This is a genomic window from Pseudomonas sp. ML96 (assembly GCF_000761545.1).
Lineage (GTDB): Bacteria > Pseudomonadota > Gammaproteobacteria > Pseudomonadales > Pseudomonadaceae > Aquipseudomonas.
On record NZ_JPMY01000011.1, the window covers coordinates 84,583 to 104,176 of the forward strand.

At 66.6% G+C, this 19,594-nt stretch carries 19 protein-coding genes; 6 read left to right on the plus strand and 13 right to left on the minus strand.

What is annotated here, in order from left to right:
• Positions 1-55 precede the first annotated feature (55 nt).
• The 5 genes from IP89_RS09195 to IP89_RS09215 all read left to right on the plus strand — a co-directional run bounded on the left by IP89_RS09195 (position 56) and on the right by IP89_RS09215 (position 3,652).
• Positions 56-1,558, plus strand: a complete 1,503-nt coding sequence (locus tag IP89_RS09195) for an RNA polymerase factor sigma-54 (protein WP_043309144.1) — start codon at positions 56-58, stop codon at positions 1,556-1,558.
• 157 nt (positions 1,559-1,715) lie between these two features.
• Complete coding sequence (gene hpf / locus IP89_RS09200) at positions 1,716-2,024, plus strand: ribosome hibernation-promoting factor, HPF/YfiA family (protein ID WP_043309145.1); 309 nt, start codon at positions 1,716-1,718, stop codon at positions 2,022-2,024.
• A gap of 13 nt (positions 2,025-2,037) precedes the next feature.
• A complete protein-coding gene (gene ptsN / locus IP89_RS09205) occupies positions 2,038-2,502 on the plus strand; it encodes a PTS IIA-like nitrogen regulatory protein PtsN (protein WP_043309146.1) in 465 nt (154 codons plus the stop codon).
• Positions 2,503-2,513: 11 nt separating this feature from the next.
• On the plus strand, positions 2,514-3,371 hold the full coding sequence (gene rapZ / locus IP89_RS09210; RefSeq protein ID WP_043309147.1) for an RNase adapter RapZ: 858 nt from the start codon (positions 2,514-2,516) through the stop codon (positions 3,369-3,371).
• Between the two features lie 8 nt (positions 3,372-3,379).
• Positions 3,380-3,652: an HPr family phosphocarrier protein gene (locus IP89_RS09215; protein ID WP_043309148.1), complete on the plus strand. Its 273-nt coding sequence runs from the start codon at positions 3,380-3,382 to the stop codon at positions 3,650-3,652.
• A gap of 56 nt (positions 3,653-3,708) precedes the next feature.
• On the opposite strand, the gene IP89_RS09220 is transcribed toward IP89_RS09215, so the two are convergent.
• The 6 genes from IP89_RS09220 to pmbA all read right to left on the minus strand — a co-directional run bounded on the left by IP89_RS09220 (position 3,709) and on the right by pmbA (position 8,991).
• Positions 3,709-4,608 carry a ZIP family metal transporter gene (locus IP89_RS09220; protein ID WP_052081009.1) on the minus strand — a complete coding sequence of 300 codons (900 nt, stop codon included), beginning with the start codon at positions 4,606-4,608 and terminating at the stop codon, positions 3,709-3,711.
• A 4-nt stretch (positions 4,609-4,612) separates the two neighbouring features.
• Positions 4,613-5,230: a superoxide dismutase gene (locus tag IP89_RS09225; RefSeq protein ID WP_043309149.1), complete on the minus strand. Its 618-nt coding sequence runs from the start codon at positions 5,228-5,230 to the stop codon at positions 4,613-4,615.
• A 14-nt stretch (positions 5,231-5,244) separates the two neighbouring features.
• Positions 5,245-5,697 carry a tetratricopeptide repeat protein gene (locus IP89_RS09230; protein WP_052081010.1) on the minus strand — a complete coding sequence of 151 codons (453 nt, stop codon included), beginning with the start codon at positions 5,695-5,697 and terminating at the stop codon, positions 5,245-5,247.
• A 38-nt stretch (positions 5,698-5,735) separates the two neighbouring features.
• Positions 5,736-7,112: a class II fumarate hydratase FumC gene (gene fumC, locus IP89_RS09235; RefSeq protein ID WP_043309150.1), complete on the minus strand. Its 1,377-nt coding sequence runs from the start codon at positions 7,110-7,112 to the stop codon at positions 5,736-5,738.
• Positions 7,105-7,497: a hypothetical protein gene (locus tag IP89_RS09240; protein ID WP_043309151.1), complete on the minus strand. Its 393-nt coding sequence runs from the start codon at positions 7,495-7,497 to the stop codon at positions 7,105-7,107. The genes fumC and IP89_RS09240 overlap by 8 nt, the downstream gene beginning before the upstream one ends.
• A 147-nt stretch (positions 7,498-7,644) precedes the next feature.
• A complete protein-coding gene (gene pmbA / locus IP89_RS09245) occupies positions 7,645-8,991 on the minus strand; it encodes a metalloprotease PmbA (RefSeq protein ID WP_043309152.1) in 1,347 nt (448 codons plus the stop codon).
• 89 nt (positions 8,992-9,080) lie between these two features.
• Here pmbA and yjgA point away from each other — a divergent pair, with 89 nt between their 5' ends.
• Complete coding sequence (gene yjgA / locus IP89_RS09250) at positions 9,081-9,602, plus strand: ribosome biogenesis factor YjgA (protein ID WP_043309153.1); 522 nt, start codon at positions 9,081-9,083, stop codon at positions 9,600-9,602.
• A gap of 64 nt (positions 9,603-9,666) precedes the next feature.
• Here yjgA and tldD read toward each other — a convergent pair whose 3' ends face one another.
• The 7 genes from tldD to mreC all read right to left on the minus strand — a co-directional run bounded on the left by tldD (position 9,667) and on the right by mreC (position 19,485).
• A complete protein-coding gene (tldD, locus tag IP89_RS09255) occupies positions 9,667-11,124 on the minus strand; it encodes a metalloprotease TldD (protein ID WP_043309154.1) in 1,458 nt (485 codons plus the stop codon).
• Positions 11,121-11,975, minus strand: a complete 855-nt coding sequence (locus IP89_RS09260; RefSeq protein WP_043309155.1) for a carbon-nitrogen hydrolase family protein — start codon at positions 11,973-11,975, stop codon at positions 11,121-11,123. The genes tldD and IP89_RS09260 overlap by 4 nt, the downstream gene beginning before the upstream one ends.
• A 44-nt stretch (positions 11,976-12,019) precedes the next feature.
• The gene (locus IP89_RS09265; protein WP_043309156.1) at positions 12,020-15,856 is read right to left on the minus strand and encodes a YhdP family protein; all 3,837 of its coding nucleotides are present in this window, start codon (positions 15,854-15,856) and stop codon (positions 12,020-12,022) included.
• Between the two features lie 19 nt (positions 15,857-15,875).
• Positions 15,876-17,333: a ribonuclease G gene (gene rng, locus IP89_RS09270; protein ID WP_043309157.1), complete on the minus strand. Its 1,458-nt coding sequence runs from the start codon at positions 17,331-17,333 to the stop codon at positions 15,876-15,878.
• Between the two features lie 72 nt (positions 17,334-17,405).
• Positions 17,406-17,990: a nucleoside triphosphate pyrophosphatase gene (locus IP89_RS09275; RefSeq protein ID WP_043309158.1), complete on the minus strand. Its 585-nt coding sequence runs from the start codon at positions 17,988-17,990 to the stop codon at positions 17,406-17,408.
• 32 nt (positions 17,991-18,022) lie between these two features.
• Entirely contained in the window at positions 18,023-18,511 is a 489-nt protein-coding gene (mreD, locus tag IP89_RS09280) for a rod shape-determining protein MreD (RefSeq protein ID WP_043309159.1), read from the minus strand.
• Entirely contained in the window at positions 18,511-19,485 is a 975-nt protein-coding gene (mreC, locus tag IP89_RS09285) for a rod shape-determining protein MreC (protein WP_043309160.1), read from the minus strand. Before mreC ends, mreD begins: the two co-directional genes overlap by 1 nt.
• Positions 19,486-19,594 lie beyond the last annotated feature (109 nt).

Sequence of the window (19,594 nt, forward strand, 5' to 3'; positions counted from 1 at the left end):
CTGCAGTGGATGGCGCCGCGCGCCGGCAAGTGAACAAGGTACCCAGCCCCATACCATGAAACCGTCGCTAGTCCTCAAGATGGGCCAGCAGCTGACGATGACTCCGCAGCTGCAACAGGCCATCCGTCTCCTCCAGCTCTCCACCCTGGACCTGCAACAGGAAATCCAGGAAGCGCTGGAATCCAACCCCATGCTGGAACGTCAGGAAGACGGCGAGGACTTCGACAATTCCGACCCCATGGCCGACGGCGCCGAGCAGAACACCCAGCCCCAGCAGGACAGCTCGAACTTCCAGGACAGCACCGTCGCGGTCAACAACAACGAAAGCGCGGAAGAAGGCGAGTGGCACGACCGCATCCCCAGTGAACTGCCAGTCGATACCGCCTGGGAAGACGTCTACCAGACCAGCGCCAGCAGCCTGCCGAGCAACGATGACGACGAGTGGGACTTCACCACTCGCACCTCCGCCGGCGAGAGCCTGCAGAGCCACCTGCTGTGGCAGCTCAACCTGGTGCCGATGTCGGATACCGACAAGCTGATCGGCGTCACCATCATCGACTGCATCAACAACCAGGGTTACCTGGAAGAAAGCATCGACGAGATCGTCGAGTCCTTCGATCCCGAACTGGAGATCGAGGCCGACGAGGTCGAGGCCGTGCTGCGCCGCATCCAGCATTTCGAGCCAGCCGGCATCGGCGCCCGCGACCTGCGCGAATGCCTGCTGCTGCAACTGCGCCAGCTGCCGAACAACACGCCCTGGCTGGCCGAAGCCCAGCGCCTGGCCAGCGATCACCTCGACCTGCTCGGCGGCCGCGACTACGCGCAGTTGATGCGCCGCATGAAGCTCAAGGAAGACGAGCTACGCCAGATCATCGAGCTGATCCAGAGTCTCAACCCGCGCCCGGGCTCGCAGATCGAGGCCAGCGAGCCTGAGTACGTGGTGCCAGACGTGATCGTGCGCAAGCACAACGAGCGCTGGCTGGTGGAGCTGAACCAGGAGGCGGTGCCGCGCCTGCGCGTCAACCCGCAGTACGCCGGCTTCGTCCGCCGCGCAGACTCCAGCGCCGACAACACCTTCATGCGCAACCAGTTGCAGGAAGCACGCTGGTTCATCAAGAGCCTGCAGAGCCGCAACGAGACACTGATGAAGGTGGCGACGCAGATCGTCGAGCACCAACGCGGCTTCCTCGACTACGGCGACGAGGCCATGAAGCCCCTGGTCCTGCATGACATCGCCGAGGCGGTAGGCATGCACGAGTCGACCATTTCCCGTGTCACCACACAGAAATTCATGCACACCCCGCGCGGTATCTACGAGCTGAAGTACTTCTTCTCCAGCCACGTCAGCACCTCCGAGGGTGGCGAATGCTCCTCCACCGCGATCCGCGCCATCATCAAGAAACTGGTGGCCGCGGAAAACGCGAAAAAGCCGTTGAGCGACAGCAAGATCGCTGGTTTACTGGAAGCACAGGGCATTCAGGTAGCCCGCCGCACTGTCGCCAAATACCGCGAATCGCTCGGCATAGCGCCATCCAGCGAACGTAAGCGACTGATGTAAGCGGCCCTGAGCGGAAGGCTTCTGCACCACCGTACCGAGCGCCAGATACCCTGTCAGGGGGAACCATGGCCCGCAGTGCACCAGCCCTCCCAGCCAACGTGTTACGGCGGCAGGCAAGCTAGTCTGTCTCTTACACCAGGCAACAAGGAGATGCGTTATGCAAGTCAACATCAGTGGACATCAACTGGATGTGACCGACGCCCTGCGCGACTACGTCGGCGAGAAACTCAGCCGACTGGAGCGCCACTTCGACAAGATCACCAATGTGCAGGTCATCATGGAGGTCGAGAAGCTGAAACAGAAAATCGAAGCCACCCTGCACATCGCCGGCGGTGAAATCGTCGCCAATGCCGAACACGAAGACATGTACGCCGCCATCGACCTGCTGGCCGACAAACTCGACCGTCAACTGATCAAACACAAGGAAAAGCAGCTGGGCCGCCTGCAAGGCGCCACGGCTCGCTGACACTCCCCACCAAATGATTCGACTCGAAACCATCCTGACTCCCGCACGTTCCCTGGTGAACGTGCCGGGAGGCAGCAAGAAACGTGTACTCGAACAGATTGCCAACCTGGTCGCCCGCGATCTCACCGATCTGGACGCCCAGGACATCTTCGAAAATCTGGTTGCCCGCGAGAAGCTCGGCTCCACCGGCTTCGGCAACGGTATCGCCATTCCCCACTGCCGCCTGCCGGGCTGCCAGGCGCCGATCAGCGCCGTGCTGCATCTGGAAGCGGCAGTGGACTTCGACGCCATCGACGGTGCCCCGGTAGACCTGCTGTTCGTCCTGCTGGTGCCGGAAGCCGCCACCGACGAACACCTCGAACTGCTGCGCCAGATCGCCAGCATGCTCGACCGCAGTGAGGTGCGTGAGCGCCTGCGCCAGGCACCGAGCAGCGAGAGCCTGTATCAGGTGGTAGTCGACGTCCAGAGCGGACACTGAGGCGTGGCGTCATGCGGCTGATTATCGTCAGTGGTCGTTCCGGCTCGGGCAAGAGCACAGCACTCGACGTGCTGGAAGACAACGGCTTCTACTGCATCGACAACCTGCCCGCCGGCCTGCTGCCGGACCTGGCCGAACGCGCCCTGCTCGAAACCGAACTGCTGCATCCGCAGGTCGCGGTCTCGGTAGACGCACGCAACCTGCCCAGCCAGCTCAAGCGTTTCCCCGAACTGCTCGACGAGGTCCGCGCCCGCCACATCCAGTGCGACGTGCTGTACCTCGACGCCGCCGACGAGACCCTGCTCAAACGCTTCTCCGAGACTCGTCGGCGCCACCCGCTGACCAATGAAGAACGCGCACTCGCAGAGGCCATCCGTGACGAGGCCACGCTGCTGGCGCCGATCATCGATCTCGCCGACCTGAAGATCGACACCACCCATCTCAACCTCTACCAGCTGCGCGACACCCTCAAGCTGCGCCTGCTGAACAAGCCGGAGCCGGGCACTGCGTTCCTGGTCGAGTCGTTCGGCTTCAAGCGCGGCATGCCGGTGGATGCCGACCTGGTGTTCGACGTGCGCTGCCTGCCCAATCCCTACTGGAAGCCGGACCTGCGCGACATGTCGGGACTGGAGGCGCCGGTAGCCGAATACCTGGCCGCGCAGCCGGATGTCGAGGAGATGTACCAGGACATCCTCGGCTACCTGAACAAGTGGCTGCCGCGCTTTGCCGCCAGTAACCGCGCCTATGTCACGGTCGCCATCGGCTGTACCGGCGGCCACCACCGCTCGGTGTACCTGGCCAACCGGCTGGGCGAGGCCCTCAAACCCACGCTGAAGAATGTCCAGGTCCGCCACCGCGACCTCGGCTAAGGACTGCAATGCCTTCCCGCGAGATCACCATCATCAACAAGCTCGGCCTGCATGCCCGCGCCGCCGCCAAGTTTGTCGGCGTGGCCAGCGGCTTTCCCTGCCAAGTGCGGGTCGGCCGTTCGCCGGAGAGCCTGGTGGACGGCAAGAGCATCATGGCGGTGATGATGCTGGCGGCCGGCAAGGGCACCAACATTCACTTGTTCAGCGAGGGGGAGCGCGAGGACGAGGCGATTGCTGCGCTGGTACAGTTGATCGACAACAAGTTCGACGAAGGCGAATAAAGCGCACACGGGTCACGAACCTCTGGCGTAGAGCCAAAGGCTCGTAACTCAGGCTCTCAAGCGAGCGCGGTATCCAGCACCATCATCAGGCAGAAGCCTCCCGCCAGCCCCATACTCGCCTCGGTGGCGTAGCCCTTGCGGTGCGACTCGGGAATGATCTCGTGCACCACGGCGAACAGCATCGCCCCCGCCGCCAGCGCCAGCCCCCAGGGCAACAGCAGCGCAGACACCCCTACCAACCAGGCACAAAGCACGGCGAATAGCGGCTCGACCAGCCCCGACGCGGCGCCGATCAGCAGCGCCTTGCCACGCCCCATGCCGCCGCCGGCCAGCACCAGGGCGATGATCAGCCCCTCCGGCAGATCCTGCAGGGCAATACCCATGGCCAGAGTATCCGCGCCCTGCAACCCGGCACCGGCGGACACACCGACCGCCATGCCCTCCGGAATGTTGTGCAGGACGATCGCCACCACGAACAGCAGGACGTTCGGCGCCAGTGCCTGCAACTCGCCGTTGGCCGCACGCATCTGCACCTCGGGCAAGCAACGTCCTAGACCGAACAGCGCGCCCGCCCCCAGCAGCAAGCCGAAGCTGGCGAGAAAGCCTGCGCCCCAGGGCGAGAAGCCCAGCTCCTCTGCTGCAGCGAGTGCCGGAATCAGCAGGGAGAACACCGTGGCCGCCAGCATCACGCCGCCGCCGAAGCCCAGCAGGGTGTCGGCGAAGCGAGTCGAGATACTGCGCATGAACAGCACCGGCACGGCGCCCAGCGCGGTGCCGAGAGCGCACAGCAGGCCGCCCTGCAGGGCTCGCCAGATCTGCGGCTCGATGGTCTGCTCGGCGATGCTGGTGGCCTGCACCAGCAGCAAACTGCAGCCGAGCAGCACCACCGAGAAACCGATCAGGTAACGCAGCGTCCGACCTCCGGCCGAAGAAAAGCCGTGTTGCATGCCGTCCATCCCTTCAGTCCGCCGCCAGGGCTGCACGGTAGCGCCGCGCTACCTCGGCCCAGTCGACCACGTTGTAGAAGGCGCCGATATATTCCGGTCGGCGGTTCTGGTACTTCAGATAGTAGGCGTGCTCCCACACATCCAAGCCGAGGATCGGCGTGTTGCCGTGCATCAGCGGGCTGTCCTGGTTGGCGCTGCTCTCCACCAGCAGGCGCTTGTCCGGCGTCACGCTGAGCCAGGCCCAGCCGCTGCCGAAACGGCTCAGCGCAGCCTTGGTGAAGGCCTCCTTGAAGGCCGCGAAGCCGCCCAGTTGCGTCTCGATTGCTGTCGCCAACTCGCCGTCTGGCTCGCCGCCACCGGTGGGCGCCATCACCGTCCAGAACAGCGTGTGGTTGGCATGCCCACCGCCCTGGTTGATCACCGCACCGTGCAGCGTCTGGGGCAACTCGGCCAGGCGCTGCAGCAGCGCCTCGACCGGCCACTCTGCATAGGACGACCCTTCCAGGGCAGCGTTCAGGTTGTTGATGTAGGTCTGGTGGTGCTTGCTGTGGTGGATCTCCATGGTCTGCGCATCGATGTGCGGTTCCAGGGCGTCATAGGCATAGGGCAACGCAGGCAGGCTGTGGGCCATTGTGTGGCTCTCCTTCAGTGGTAGTGGCGACCGGGGCTGGTCACGGTCGGAACGCGCCGCTGCCAGGCATGGCGCTGCGGCGCACCGAGCAGACGGTCGGTGCGGGGAAAGGCGCCGTGCTCGCCGATGAATTGCAGCAGCTCGAGGTAGGTGCGCCGGCTGTGGTGCATGGCGGCGCTGCGCAAGCCCTCGTGCAGGGCCGCGTCGGCCAGGGTCTGCAGCAGCCGTTCGTGGCTGGCGCAGAGGTTCTCCGCAGCCTCCTCCGGCTGGCCCAGGGTCAGGTGCAGGTCGGCGAGGTTGTGGTGGGAGATGACGAAGGCCGCCACCGCCATGTCATGGTCGGGCCAGCGGCCATACAGCACCTGTGCCTCGGCCAGCGCCTGCAGGTAGAGCTCGCGCGCCTGTACCCAGTCGCCGTCGATGAAGCAGCGATTGCCCGCCTCGATGGTTGTTTTCCAGTGCTCCATTGCCTGAACTCCTCGCCTTGCCGGCGCATGCAGCGGCCTCAGAGGCCGCCTTCGGTGAGTTTTTCCGGGTTGAGCAACTGCTCCAGCTGCTGCCGGGACAGGTCGGTGTTCTCCAGCGCCACCTCGATGATCGGCCGACCCTCGCGGTAGGCCTGTTTGGCGATCTCGGCGGCCTTGAGATAGCCGATGATCGGGTTGAGCGCGGTGACCAGGATCGGGTTGCGGTCCAGCGCTTCACGCAGCTTCGGCTGGTTGACCTTGAAACTGGCGATGGCACGGTCGGCCAGCAGGCGACTGGAGTTGCTCAGCAGCTGAATGCTGTGCAGCAGGTTGTCGGCCACCAGCGGCAGCATCACGTTCAGCTCAAAGTTGCCGGACTGTCCGGCGATGGCGATCGCCGCGTCGTTGCCGATCACCTGGGCGGCGACCATCGCGGTGGCTTCCGGAATTACCGGATTGACCTTGCCCGGCATGATCGACGAGCCCGGCTGCAGCGCCTCCAGCTCGATCTCGGCGAGGCCGGCGAGCGGGCCGGAGTTCATCCAGCGCAGGTCGTTGGCGATCTTCATCAGCGACACCGCCACGGTCTTCAGCTGCCCGGAGATGGCCACGGCAGTATCCTGCGAGCCGATCAGGGCGAAGAAGTTGGTGCCGGTGCTGAAAGGCACGCCGGTCAGCGCGGTCAGCTCGCGGCAGAAATGCTCGGCGAAGCGCGGATGGGCGTTGACCCCGGTGCCCACCGCAGTGCCACCCTGGGCCAGGGCCTGCAGGCTCGGCTGCAGCGCGCGCAGGTGCACGATATTGGCCTGGATCTGCTGGCCCCAGCCGTCCAGCACCTGGCTCATGCGTACCGGCATGGCGTCCATCAGGTGGGTGCGGCCGGTCTTCACGTAGGGCTGCACTTCCAGCGACTTGTCACACAGCACCGTAAGCAGGTGGCCGAGGGCCGGCAGCAGGCGCTCGTGCAGTTCGATAGCGGCGCTGACATGGATGGTGGTGGGGATGATGTCGTTGCTGCTCTGCCCGCAGTTGACGTGATCGTTGGCGCTGACCTTGTCGCCGAGGATGCGGCTGGCCAGGCTAGCGATCACCTCGTTGGCGTTCATGTTGGAGCTGGTGCCGGAGCCGGTCTGGAACACATCCACCGGGAAATGCGCCATGAAGTCGCCTTCCAACAGTTGCTGGCAGGCCGCGACGATGGCATCGCCCTGGGCCGGCGCGAGTTGCTCCAACTCGACGTTGGCCCGCGCCGCGGCGGCCTTGGCCAGGATCAGGGCGCGGATGAAGGGCGCCGGCATGCGCTGGCCGGACACCGGGAAGTTGTTCACCGCACGTTGGGTCTGCGCGCCGTACAGCGCTGCTGCCGGTACTTCCAGCTCACCCATGCTGTCGCGTTCGATGCGGGTGTCACTCATAGGGATGTCCTTCTAATGGCTCGTTGAATGAGAGGGAGGGCGACAGGTTCAGGGTCGCCAGCCGGTTGCGCAGGCGGATGTGCGTACGCTGCTGTTCGAGGTCGTGAGCGAGGTACTGCAGGCCGTGCAGCGGCCGCCAAGCGCGATCGAGGCAGAGGTTGCGCCAGTGCCAGGGCAGCGCCACGTCGCTGGCCGTGTCCAGCAGCAGCTCCAGGGTCAGTACCGAGAGCTGCCAAGGCTCTATCCGCCCCTGGGCCGCAAGTTGGTGCCCGTGGAACTCGTGCTGATCGAGCAGGCGCGGCTCGTCCGGCAGCAGCGCGCAGCGAATGCGGAAGCCTTGCCAGTGCCAGCAATCGAGGCAGGGGGTGAAAAATGCAAAGGACATGGGCGTCCACTCTGATCTGATAATGATATTTATTCTCGACTGAGAAGAATAATCAATACACAAAGAGTAGGGACTTAGCTTTCACCAGGCATGAAAAAGCCCGGCGTCCTGGGCGGAGCGCCGGGCTTGGCTGGGCGGCAGCGCTGATCAGCTACCGGCCACGGTCATCCGCTCGATCAACACCGAGCCGGTGCGGATGTTGCCACGCAGTTCCAGATCGCTACCGACCGCAACGATCTGACGGAACATCTCGCGCAGGTTGCCGGCGATGGTGACTTCCTGCACCGGGAACTGGATCTCGCCGTTCTCCACCCAGAAGCCGGCGGCGCCGCGCGAGTAGTCGCCGGTGACCAGATTGAGGCCCTGCCCCATCAGCTCGGTAACCAACAGGCCACGATCCATGCGCTTGATCAGCGCTTTCTGGTCCTCATCGCCATGGCTGACGAACAGGTTGTGCACGCCGCCGGAGTTGGCCGTGCTGGGCATGCCCAGCTTGCGCCCGGAGTAGGTGCCGAGGATGTAGGAGACCAGCTCGCCGCCAGCGACGAACGGCTTGGCATAGGTGGCCAGGCCATCGCCGTCGAAAGTGGCACTGCCCATGGCGCGCGGAATATGCGGGCGCTCGTCGAGGTTCAGCCACTCGGGGAACAGGCGCTGACCCAGCGCGCCCTCGAGGAACGAGGAATGGCGATACAGGTTGCCACCGGAGATGGCCGCCAGCAGATGGCCGAACAGGCCGGTGGCCAGTTCCGCAGCGAACAGCACCGGCACCTCGCAGGTCGGCACCGGACGGGCGCCGAGACGCGCCACGCTGCGCTCGGCGGCGCGGCGGCCGATCAGCGCCGGCTCGGCCAGCAGCTCGCCCTGGCGATTGACGTCGTACCAGTAGTCGCGCTGCATCTGACCCTGGGCCTCGGCGATCATCACGCAGCTCAGGCTATGGCGGGTGCTGGCGTAGCCGCCGACGAAGCCGTGGCTATTGCCGTACACGCGGCAGCCCTGGTGGGTACTCAGGCTGGTGCCGTCGGCGTTGCTGATTCGCTGGTCGGCGGCGAAGGCCGCGGCCTCGCAGGCCAGGGCGCGCTCGACGGCCTGTTCCGGGCTGATCTCCCAGGGGTGGAACAGGTCCAGTTCCGGCAGCTCGCGGGCCATCAGCGCGGCGTCGGCGAGGCCGGCGCAGTCATCCTCGGAGGCATGCTTGGCGATGGCCAGGGCGGCCGCCACGGTCTCGCGAATGGCCGCATCGCCGCTCGCCGAGGTGCTGGCCGAGCCCTTGCGCTGGCCGACATACAGGGTGATGCCAAAACCCTGGTCGCGGTTGAACTCGACCGTCTCGACCTCGCCCTGACGCACCGTGGTGGACAGCCCCTGCTCCATCGACACCGCCACTTCGCAGGCGCTGGCGCCCTGGCGACGCGCCTCGGCGATGATCTGTTCGACCTGCGCCTGCAGGTCCGGCAGGGCCTGTGGGCCCACTGCTTGTGCTGAACTCATGTTGCACTCCAACGACGGGCGGCCGGTCCGCTGCGGACAGGCCCTCCCTGACTGGTTATCATGGCGGCGTTTCCATTCGGACCGCCCCCATGGCTGATTCATACGACGAAGACTTCTCCGGCGAGAAGAGCAAGACCCAGATCAAGCGCGAGCTGCATGCCCTGCAGGATCTCGGTGCTCGCCTGACCACCCTCAAGCCCGACCTGGTCGCCAAGCTGCCGATCACCGACGGCCTGCGCAAAGCCCTGGCCGAGGCCCCGAAACACACGGCCAATGCCGCCAAGAAACGCCACATCCAGTTCATCGGCAAGCTCATGCGCGACCAGGACATCGAGGGCATCCTCGCCCTGGTCGACCAGGTCGACAGCTCCACCCGCGAGTACAACGAGCGCTTCCACGCCCTCGAGCGCTGGCGCGATCGTCTGGTCGAGGGCGATGACGCGGTCCTCGAGAGCTTCGTTGCCGACTACCCGGAAGCCGACCGCCAGCACCTGCGCAGCCTGATCCGTCATGCCCAGCACGAGGCGGCGCGGAACAAACCGCCAGCCGCTGCGCGCAAGGTCTTCAAATACATTCGCGAACTGGACGAGGTCCAGCGCGGCCTGCGTTAACCCTGCCACTGCGGATGCGGCCTAGGCCGCATCCGACTCTTCCTGATGGAACTCGCCCTGCGCCTCAGGCGCCAGTGCCACCCACGGTAATCGCATCGATCTTCAGGGTCGGCTGGCCAACGCCCACCGGCACCGACTGACCGTCCTTGCCGCAGGTACCCACGCCGCTGTCCAGGGCCAGGTCGTTGCCGACCATCGACACCCGGCTCATCGCCTCCGGACCATTGCCGATCAGGGTCGCGCCCTTGACCGGCGCGGTGATCTTGCCGTCCTCGATCAGGTAGGCCTCACTGGTGGAGAACACGAACTTGCCGCTGGTGATGTCGACCTGGCCACCGCCGAGATTGGCGCAGTAGATGCCCTTCTTCACCGAACGGATGATCTCTTCCGGGTCGCTCTCGCCGGCCAGCATGTAGGTGTTGGTCATGCGCGGCATCGGCAGGTGCGAGTAGGACTCGCGGCGGCCGTTGCCGGTCGGTGCCACGCCCATCAGGCGCGCGTTGAGCTTGTCCTGCATGTAGCCCTTGAGCACGCCGTTCTCGATCAGCGTGGTGCACTGGGTCGGCGTGCCTTCGTCGTCCAGGCTCAGCGAACCGCGGCGCCCGGCCAGGGTGCCGTCGTCGACGATGGTGCACAGGCTCGACGCCACCTTCTCGCCAATCTTGCCGCTGTAGGCCGAGCTGCCCTTGCGGTTGAAGTCGCCTTCCAGGCCATGGCCGACCGCCTCGTGCAGCAGCACGCCGGACCAGCCGGCGCCCATCACCACCGGCAGGGTGCCGGCAGGCGCGGGAATCGCTTCCAGGTTGACCAGGGCCTGGCGCAGCGCCTCGCGGGCGTAGCCCATGGCGCGCTCTTCGCCGTTGCCGTCACGCTCGAGGAAGTAGCGGTAGTCGCTGCGCCCGCCACCACCGTGGCCACCGCGTTCGCGGCGGCCGTTGTGCTCGACGATCACGCTGACGTTGAAGCGCACCAGCGGGCGGATGTCGGCGGCCAGGCTGCCGTCGTTGGCGGCCACCAGCACGTGGTCCCAGACCCCGGCCAGGCTGACGGTGACCTGCTTGATGCGCGGATCGAGGGTGCGGGTGAAGGCGTCGATGCGCTTGAGCAGTTCGACCTTCTCGGCGCGCTCCAGCACTTCCAGCGGGTTGTCCTGGGCGTACAGCGCGGTCACCGTCGGGCTGGCGAAGGCCTGCACCTTGCCCTGCTGGCCGGCGCGGGCGATCGAGCGGGCGGCGCGCGCCGCCTGGCCCAGGGCCTCGGCATGGATGGCGTTGCTGTAGGCGAAGCCGGTCTTCTCGCCGGACTGGGCGCGCACGCCCACGCCCTGGTCGAGGTTGAAGCTGCCTTCCTTGACGATGCCGTCCTCCAGCACCCAGGACTCGGAGACCTGGCTCTGGAAATACAGGTCGGCGGCGTCGATGCCGGGGCCCACCACGTCGGCGAGGATCGCCGGCAGCTGCTCGATGGAGAGGTTGCCGGGGCTCAGCAGGTGACCGCTGACGCGGCCGAGGATCTCGTTCATGACTGCTCCGTTGGCGCCGGAGCCGGTTGCTCAGGCGCGATGAATCTTCTGTGGCGGGCCACCGGCATACGCTGGCGGATCGCGTCCTGCTCGGCGGCATCGCGACAGGCCAGCAGCACGGCTTCGCCTGTGGGCTGCTCGGCCAGCACCCGGCCCCAAGGGTCGATGATCGCCGAGTGGCCGAATGTCTCGCGGCCTCCCGGATGAGTGCCACCCTGCCCTGCCGCCAGCACATAGCACTGGGTCTCGATGGCGCGGGCGCGGGTCAGCACCTGCCAGTGCGCCGCACCGGTGACGGCGGTGAACGCCGCCGGGGCGCTGATCAGCTCGGCGCCGGCCTCGCGCAACCGGCTGTACAGCTCGGGGAAGCGCAGGTCATAGCACACAGTCAGGCCCAGCCGGCCGACCGGCGTATCGGCTACCACCACCTTGTCGCCGAAGGCGAAGTCGTCCGACTCGCGGTAACGCCCGCGGGCATCGGCGACATCGACGTCGAACAGGTGCAGCTTGTCGTAGCGCGCCGCGCACTGGCCCTGATTATCGATCAGCAGCGAGCAGGCGTGCGACTTGGCGTCAGGTTTGCCGTCCGGCGGCAGCGGAATGGTGCCGGCCACTATCCACAAGCTGAGGTCGCGGGCGGTGCATTTCAACCAGGGCAGGATCGGGCCACTGCCATCGGCCTCGGCACGACCGATGGCGGCGAGGTCGCGGCGGCCCATGGCGGCGAAGTTTTCCGGCAACACGGCGAGGCGCGCGCCGGACTCGGCGGCCTGCTGCAGCAGGCGACGGGCGGTGGAGAGGTTGGCCAGGACATCGTCCTGGCTGACCATCTGGATTACGGCGAGGGACATGGAAGCTTCCGTCCGGTGATTACCCGCATGCTACCGCAAGTCACTCAGCGCGGCTTCTCGAACGGCTTGTCGAAGCTGATCTCAGGGTTGTGCCAAGGCCCTTTGACCTTGTACTGCACGCTGGCGAAGCGGGCGACACGATCGCCCAGCAGCTTGTCGGCCACGAACAGCGCACCACCGACGGCCGGCGCCCCGACGATCAGCGCCGCCAGCGGCAGGTTGTTGGTCACCGGCAGGGTCACCAGCAGGGTGGCGTCGATCTGGTTGCGCGCCATGTCCAGCTGGCCGTTCATCTCCATGGTGCTGGAGGGGCCGACCACGCGCAGCGGCTCGCGGGTGTCGAACACGCCGTTCTGGCCGACCAGCAGGGTCTTGGTGGTGTCGTAGCTGAAGCCCTTGCCGAGCAGGTCGGAGAAATCCAGGCGCAGGCGGCGGCTGATCGAGTTGAAGTTGAGCAGGCCGAACACGCGCAGCGCCGAGGCCGAGCCCTGTACCTCGACGAACTGGCCCTTGCGCAGGCTGGCGTCGAGGCTGCCGGAGAAGCGCTTAAGGCCGAACCAGGCCGGCGAGCCCGGCCAGCGGCCATCGACATCCAGGCGGAAGCGTTCGCTGGTGGTGCTCGGCGCATAGTTCCAGGCACTCAGCACATCGGCCAGGTTCTGTCCTTCCAGGCGGCCCTTGTACCAACTGCTGCTGGCACCCGGCGCGCCCTCCCAGCCCATTTCACCGCCCAGCTTGAGCCCCTTGAGATCGAGGTTCAGCTCGCTGAAACGCACGCCCTGCGGCGTCGGCCGGGCCTTGAGCGACCAGGCGCCGACCAGCGCATCGCCCTGCATGACCTTGGCGATGCGCACATCAAGGGCGGGAATCTGCCGTGGATCGACGGCGGCCAGCAGGTCCGGCTTATCCGGTTCCGGCTCCGTCTCGTCGGCCTTGGGCGGCTCGGCCGGCGGGAAGCTCAGGCGCGCCAGATTGATGTCGATGGGCACCCCCGAGGCGTCCGGCAGAGCGATGCTTCCCTCCAGCAGCGCGCTGCTAAGATCCAACTGCCAGCCGGCCTGGGCCCGCGCCAGCTTGACGCCCAGATTGTCGACCTGGGTGCCGAAACCGTTGAAGCGACCGATGGCCAGATCGGCGCCGCGGAAGAACTGCCGATTCTGGCCATCGCCAGCCAGGCCCATATAAGGCTTGGCAGCTGCCTGCCAGGCGTTCCAGTCCAGCTCATCCAGCTTGCCGCTGACGCGCAGCCCGGCGTCCGACGGCAGCTTCGCCGGATCGCCGCCCAGACGCAGTTCACCACGTCCCTGCAGGGTCTGCCCCGGTGCTGCGGCCAGGGCCAGGCTGGCCACGTTGCCGTAATCCAGCCAGTAACGCCGCTCCTTGCCCTGCAGGGTCATGCGCCAGCTGGTGTTGCGCGTATCGCCTGCAGCCTTGCCGAAGGGTGGCGGCAGCTCCACGGCGAGGCCCTTGAGGTCAGACTCGATGCGCAGCTGGCTGTCGTTGCCATCCAGGGTCAGGTTGAGCTTGTAGGGAATCTCGCCCTTGAGCGGCAGGGCCTGGGTCACCCCCAGCCAGCCGGTGAGCTGGGTCAGCGGCATCTTGCCACTGGCCTCGATGCGCGTACGCCCGTTGCCGCGTGCGCCTTCGGCCAGGGCGCGGCCACGTACCGCGTGCCCGAGCACCTGGGCGCGGATATCCGGCGAGCTGAGGCCGGACGCGGTGTTGAAGCGGAACGCGCCCTTGAGCTGGCTGAGCGCCAGCTTCGGCGTGGCGATCTGCAACTGCGCGCCCTCGGTGGCGAAGTCCACCTGCACCTGGGGCGGCGCGCCCTTGGCCAGGGGAATGTCGAGCTTCAGCTTGCCGCTCAGCGGGCCCTGCCCCTGCCAGCCGGCGAAAGTCTCGGCGGTGCCGATGGGCGCCTCCTGCAGAATCTTCAGCGCATCCACCAGGCTGCTGTCCAGCTCGCCGTCCAGCGCCATGCGCGGCGCCTGGCCGTTGGCGGCCTTGGGAATATTGGCCGTGACATCGCGCACCCGGCTGTCGAGGATGGAGCCCTCGGGCACCTTCACATCGACTCCGTCGTCTTCGATCAGCACCTCGCCGCGGGCATCGCGTAGCGCCGGCCAGCCGGGCTGGAAGGCCAGTTCGGCGCGGTCCACCAGAAAGTACAGGCTGATGCTGCGGGCAGCGTCTTCGGCGCCCTTGGCCAGCGAGCCCTGGTACTGGAACCAGCCGTCTTCAATGTGGCCGGCGCGGATCGCGGTCTGCAGCCACTCGGCCAGGGCCGGACTGAGACCGGGCGAACGGGTCGGCAGGTATTTCTTGGCCAGCATCGCGTCGCCGTCTTCCAGGCCGACGCGCAGGTCCATGTAATCTTCCAGCGCCGGATCCTTCATCAGCCGCACGAGGAAGTCACCGGCAATCCGCCCTTCCTCGCCCACCACCTGCAGATAGGGGCTGGACAGGGTGAAGGCCTCATCGTCGAGCGTCCAGCGCAGCGTGGCGCCGGCCTGGCGGTAGTGCCACATCTCGGGGAACAGGTTGGGGAAGTGCAGGCCGAAGTTCTCGCTGGCCACCAGGCCCTCGCCGCCGCCGAGGTCGCCGCGCACGCTGCCACTGACGTTCTCCGCCGCCGGCACGCCATGCCAGGCACCGATGCTGACCTTCTCCAGGTTGGCGGAGAACTGCACGCGCTGGGCGTCGCTCAGTTGCGGCCGGTAATCCACCTGGACGTTGCGCAAGGCGCCGCGCGGCTGCAGCGCAGTGATCGCCTCGACGGCCGCCTCCGGTAGCGGTGCCAGCGCCAGGATCACCGGGCCCAGCGGGCTCAGTTCGAGATGATCGGCGCTCAGCCCCCAGCGCTCCACCTGGCCCTGGGCGTCCAGTTTCTGGCTCAGCGCCAGCTGCACTTCGCCCCAGCGGGTCTCGCCCAGGCTCAGTGCCAGGGCATCGACCAGCAGGTCGAAGCCATCGCCACGGCGCTCGAAATAAGCACTCAGGCCGAGGTCGCTGACCTCGACCGGCGGGCGCTGGGCGAAGGCACCGCGCACCTCCGGGGCATGCAGGCGGGCGGCGCCGCGCTGCACTGCGCCATCGGCCCAGTCCAGCCAGAACTCGCCGCCGGCCTGGGCCTTGCTCAGGCTCCAGTCGTGCAACAGGCCCTTGGGTAGCCAGGCCGCCCAATCACTCTGCGGCAGGCTCAGATAGGCCTCGGCGCGACTCGCGCGCCAGTCCTTGGGCGCCAGGCGCACGTGCAGATTGAAGGCCAGCGGCTGGCCATCCGGCAGACGCAGGCGGCCATCCAGGCGCTGACGCACCGTGCCGCTGCGCAGCGTGACATCGATATAGGTGAGGCTGAGCGGCTCGCCAGCCTGAGGCTCGAAAGTCAGCTGACTGCCGAGCAGGGAAACCTTGCGCACCATCTTCAGGCCGTCGATCAGGCGCTGCGGGTCCAGCGGCTGGGCCGACTCCCGCCGCGGCAGGCCCTCGACCGCCCAGTGCCCCTCGGCGTCTTGGCGCAGGCTCAGCTGCAGGCCCTCGACCTGCAGGTTGGCGATGCGCGGCTGGCGCGCCAGCAGGCTGTCGAGCACCGCCGGCACCACGCGCACCTGGTCCAGGCGCACCACGCTGTCGCCCTCGCCGACCAGCACGTCGTGCGCGGTGAGCACCGGGCTCAGGCCGTGCCAGCTGCCTTCCAGGCTGCCGATGGACAGCGGCATGTTCAACGCGGTGGCGGCGCGCGCCTGCACCTCGTCACGGTATTCGGCCACCAGCGGCACCAGCTGACGCCCCAGGCTGACGTACAGCGCGGCCAGCACCAGGACCAGGGCACAGAGCCCCAGCCCCCAACGCAGCAGTCGGCTCAGCAGGCTGGCGAGCATCAAGCTTCAGTTCCCCGGCTCAGAGCAGCACGACATCGTATTGCTCCTGGGAGTACATGCTCTCCACCTGGAATTTGATGGTGCGGCCGATGAAGGCCTCCAGATCGGCGACATTGCCTGACTCCTCGTCGAGCAGGCGGTCGACCACCTTCTGGTTGGCCAGCACCAGGTAGCCCTCGGCCTGGTAGGCACGAGCCTCGCGCAGGATTTCGCGGAAGATCTCGTAGCAGATGGTCTCCGGCGTCTTCAGCTTGCTGCGCCCCTGGCAGGCGCTGCATGGCTCGCACAGCACCTGCTCGAGGCTCTCGCGGGTGCGCTTGCGGGTCATCTGCACCAGGCCCAGCTCGGTGATGCCGATGATGTTGGTCTTGGCGTGATCGCGCTCCAGCTGCTTCTCCAGGGTGCGTAGCACCTGGCGCTGGTGTTCTTCATCTTCCATGTCGATGAAGTCGATGATGATGATCCCGCCGATATTGCGCAGGCGCAGCTGGCGGGCGATGGCGGTGGCCGCCTCGAGGTTGGTCTTGAAGATGGTCTCTTCGAGGGTGCGGTGACCGACGAAGGCCCCGGTGTTGACGTCCACCGTGGTCATCGCCTCGGCCGGGTCGACCACCAGGTAGCCGCCGGATTTGAGCGGCACCTTGCGCTCCAGGGCGCGCTGGATCTCGTCCTCGACGCCGTACAGGTCGAAGATCGGCCGTTCGCCAGGGTAATGCTCCAGGCGGTCGGCGATCTCCGGCATCAATTCGTCGACGAACTGGGTGATCTTGCCGAAGGTCTCCCGCGAGTCGATGCGGATCTTCTCGATCTTCGGGTTGACCAGGTCGCGCAGGGTGCGCAGGGCCAGGGACAGGTCCTCGTAGATCACCGAGGGGGTCGGCGCGGTCTTCATCTGCGCGGCGATCTGCTCCCACAGGCGGCGCAGGTAGCGGATATCGACCAGGATCTCGTCGGCACCGGCGCCCTCGGCGGCGGTCCTGAGAATGAAGCCACCGACTTCCTCGATACCCTCGGCGGCCACGCAATCGGCCACCACCTGCTTGAGGCGCTCGCGCTCGGCTTCGTCCTCGATCTTCAGCGAGATGCCGACATGCGCGGTACGCGGCATGTACACCAGATAGCGGGAAGGGATGGACAGGTGCGTGGTGAGGCGTGCGCCCTTGGTGCCAATCGGGTCCTTGGTCACCTGCACGACGAGACTCTGGCCCTCGTGGACCAGGGCGCCGATGGACTCCACCGCACTGCCCTCGCGGGTGGAGATTTCCGCCGCATGGATGAACGCGGCGCGCTCCAGGCCGATGTCGATGAAGGCTGCCTGCATACCCGGCAGCACCCGTACGACCTTGCCTTTATAAATGTTGCCGACGATGCCGCGCTTCTGGGTGCGCTCGACATGCACCTCCTGCAGCACACCGTTTTCCACCACCGCCACGCGCGACTCCATCGGCGTGATGTTGATCAGGATCTCTTCGCTCATGCGTCCTACTCTGCGCGTCGCGACTGCTGGCCAGGGGCCGCTGCCACTACTGACTATCTGTGGGCTGGCAGGTCAGACCTGCCAGCACGAAATCCCGAACTCCTCCAGCAACTGCACGGTTTCGCACAGCGGCAGGCCGACCACGGCCGAATAACTGCCCTCGAGCTGGCTGACGAACACCGCCGCCAGCCCCTGAATACCATAGCTGCCCGCCTTGTCGCATGGCTCGCCGGTTGCCCAGTAGGCCTCCGCCTCGCCAGGGCGCAGCGGGCGAAAACGCACGCGACTGGCCACTACCCGCGACTCGACCCGCTGCCCGGCGACCAGCGCCACGGCAGTCAACACCTGGTGCTCACGACCGGACAGGGTGGCCAGAGTGGCCAACGCATCGGCACGATCCAGCGGTTTGCCGAGGATGCGACCGTCGAGCACCACCGCGGTATCCGCGCCCAGCACCACCGCATCGACGGCGTCTGCCAACGAAGCCAGTCCGGCCAACGCCTTTTCCCGAGCCAGGCGCTCTACATAGCGCTCCGCAGGCTCATCGGGCAAGGCCGTTTCATCAATCGAGGCGATTAGCGTGACGAAGGGCACGCCGACCTGCGCCAGCAACTCGCGCCGGCGGGGGGAACCCGAAGCCAGGTGAAGCGTGGCCATGCAGAGGTCTCCGGGTCAGGTGGAATGGCGTATCAGCGAATGGCGAAACGCTGTTGCAGCCCACGCAGGATGGCGAACACCCAGGGCCAGAGCAAGGCGCTGATCAGCGCCGGCAGGACGAAGGCCAGGGTCGGTGGGCGATTGCCGGTGAGGGCGTTGAGCCACAGCTGCACCAGCTGGGCGATGCCAAGCACCACCAGCAGCACCAGGCTCTGCTGCCACATGGGGAACATCTGCAGACGGCGCTGTAGCGACAGCACCAGGAAGATGATCAGGGTGAGGATCAGCGCGTTCTGCCCGAGCAAGGTGCCGAACAGCACGTCCTGTACCAGCCCCAGGCACCAGGCGCTCACCATGCCGATGCGGTGCGGCAGGGCCAGCGCCCAGTAGGACAGGAACAGGGCCACCCACAGTGGGCGGCCGACTTCCATGAACTGCGGCATCGGCGCGACGCTGAGCAGCAGCGCGAGGATCAGGCTGGCCCAGATCACCCAGGCATTGCGCGCTCTGACCTGGACCATCACTGATTCTCCCGGGGTGCGGCAGGTGCCGGCGTGGCAGCGGGCGGCGCCGCTGGGGCGACCGGGGCGGGTTGCGCCGGCGGGTTAGCAGGGGTTGCAGCAGGCGCTGGCTGGGTCGCCGCGCCATGGCTATCGGCGGCAGCCTCGCGGTCGGCCGCTTCCTGCGCCTCGGCGGCCTCGGTGGCACGCTCCTCGGGGGTCCGTTCGTCGGTGAACACCAGCAGCATGTAGCGGCTGCGATTGAGCGCTGCGGTCGGTACGGCCCGGACGATGGCGAAGGGCTGACCGGAGTCGTGCACCACTTCGTTGACCGTGGCCACCGGGTAACCGGCCGGGAAACGCTGGCCCATGCCGGAGCTGACCAGCAGATCGCCTTCCTTTATATCCGCGGTGTCGGCCACGTGGCGCAGCTCCAGGCGTTCCGGGTTACCGGTACCGGTAGCGATGGCACGCAGGCCGTTGCGGTTCACCTGCACCGGGATGCTGTGGTTGGTGTCGGTGAGCAGCAGCACGCGGGCGGTGTAGGGCATCACCTCGACCACCTGGCCCATCAGGCCACGGGCATCGAGCACCGGCTGGCCGAGGAACACACCGTCGCGCTCGCCCTTGTCGATCAGGATGCGGTGGGTGAAGGGGTTGGGGTCGACGCCGATCAGCTCGGTGACCAGTACTCGCTCGTCCACCAGCGCGGCGGAGTTGAGCAACTCGCGCAGGCGCACGTTCTGTTCGGTGAGGGTGGCCAGCTTCTGCAGGCGGCCCTGCATCAGCAGCGCCTCGGCCTTGAGCTTCTCGTTCTCCGCCGCCAGTTCGCTGCGGCTGGTGAACTGCTGGGTCACGCCTTCCCACAGGGTCACCGGCAGGCGCGCCAGGCGGTAGGCTGGCTCGGTGATCACGCCGACCTGGGCGCGCAGTGGCTGGAGCACTTCGAAACGCGCATCCACCACCATCAGGACGGCCGAAAGCACGACCAGCACCAGCAGTCGTACGCCCAGCGAAGGTCCCTTGGCAAATAGCGGTTTGATGGCAGCTACTCCCGGCTGACAGCTAGAAAACACAAAGCCGGAAGGGTCGCTTCCGGCTTCG

Coding starts and splice junctions, on each gene's coding strand:
- IP89_RS09195 (WP_043309144.1), top strand. CDS start 56: ATGAAACCGTCGCTAGTCCTCAAGATGGGCCAGCAGCTGACGATGACT.
- hpf (WP_043309145.1), top strand. CDS start 1,716: ATGCAAGTCAACATCAGTGGACATCAACTGGATGTGACCGACGCCCTG.
- ptsN (WP_043309146.1), top strand. CDS start 2,038: ATGATTCGACTCGAAACCATCCTGACTCCCGCACGTTCCCTGGTGAAC.
- rapZ (WP_043309147.1), top strand. CDS start 2,514: ATGCGGCTGATTATCGTCAGTGGTCGTTCCGGCTCGGGCAAGAGCACA.
- IP89_RS09215 (WP_043309148.1), top strand. CDS start 3,380: ATGCCTTCCCGCGAGATCACCATCATCAACAAGCTCGGCCTGCATGCC.
- IP89_RS09220 (WP_052081009.1), bottom strand. CDS start 4,608: ATGGACGGCATGCAACACGGCTTTTCTTCGGCCGGAGGTCGGACGCTG.
- IP89_RS09225 (WP_043309149.1), bottom strand. CDS start 5,230: ATGGCCCACAGCCTGCCTGCGTTGCCCTATGCCTATGACGCCCTGGAA.
- IP89_RS09230 (WP_052081010.1), bottom strand. CDS start 5,697: ATGGAGCACTGGAAAACAACCATCGAGGCGGGCAATCGCTGCTTCATC.
- fumC (WP_043309150.1), bottom strand. CDS start 7,112: ATGAGTGACACCCGCATCGAACGCGACAGCATGGGTGAGCTGGAAGTA.
- IP89_RS09240 (WP_043309151.1), bottom strand. CDS start 7,497: ATGTCCTTTGCATTTTTCACCCCCTGCCTCGATTGCTGGCACTGGCAA.
- pmbA (WP_043309152.1), bottom strand. CDS start 8,991: ATGAGTTCAGCACAAGCAGTGGGCCCACAGGCCCTGCCGGACCTGCAG.
- yjgA (WP_043309153.1), top strand. CDS start 9,081: ATGGCTGATTCATACGACGAAGACTTCTCCGGCGAGAAGAGCAAGACC.
- tldD (WP_043309154.1), bottom strand. CDS start 11,124: ATGAACGAGATCCTCGGCCGCGTCAGCGGTCACCTGCTGAGCCCCGGC.
- IP89_RS09260 (WP_043309155.1), bottom strand. CDS start 11,975: ATGTCCCTCGCCGTAATCCAGATGGTCAGCCAGGACGATGTCCTGGCC.
- IP89_RS09265 (WP_043309156.1), bottom strand. CDS start 15,856: ATGCTCGCCAGCCTGCTGAGCCGACTGCTGCGTTGGGGGCTGGGGCTC.
- rng (WP_043309157.1), bottom strand. CDS start 17,333: ATGAGCGAAGAGATCCTGATCAACATCACGCCGATGGAGTCGCGCGTG.
- IP89_RS09275 (WP_043309158.1), bottom strand. CDS start 17,990: ATGGCCACGCTTCACCTGGCTTCGGGTTCCCCCCGCCGGCGCGAGTTG.
- mreD (WP_043309159.1), bottom strand. CDS start 18,511: ATGGTCCAGGTCAGAGCGCGCAATGCCTGGGTGATCTGGGCCAGCCTG.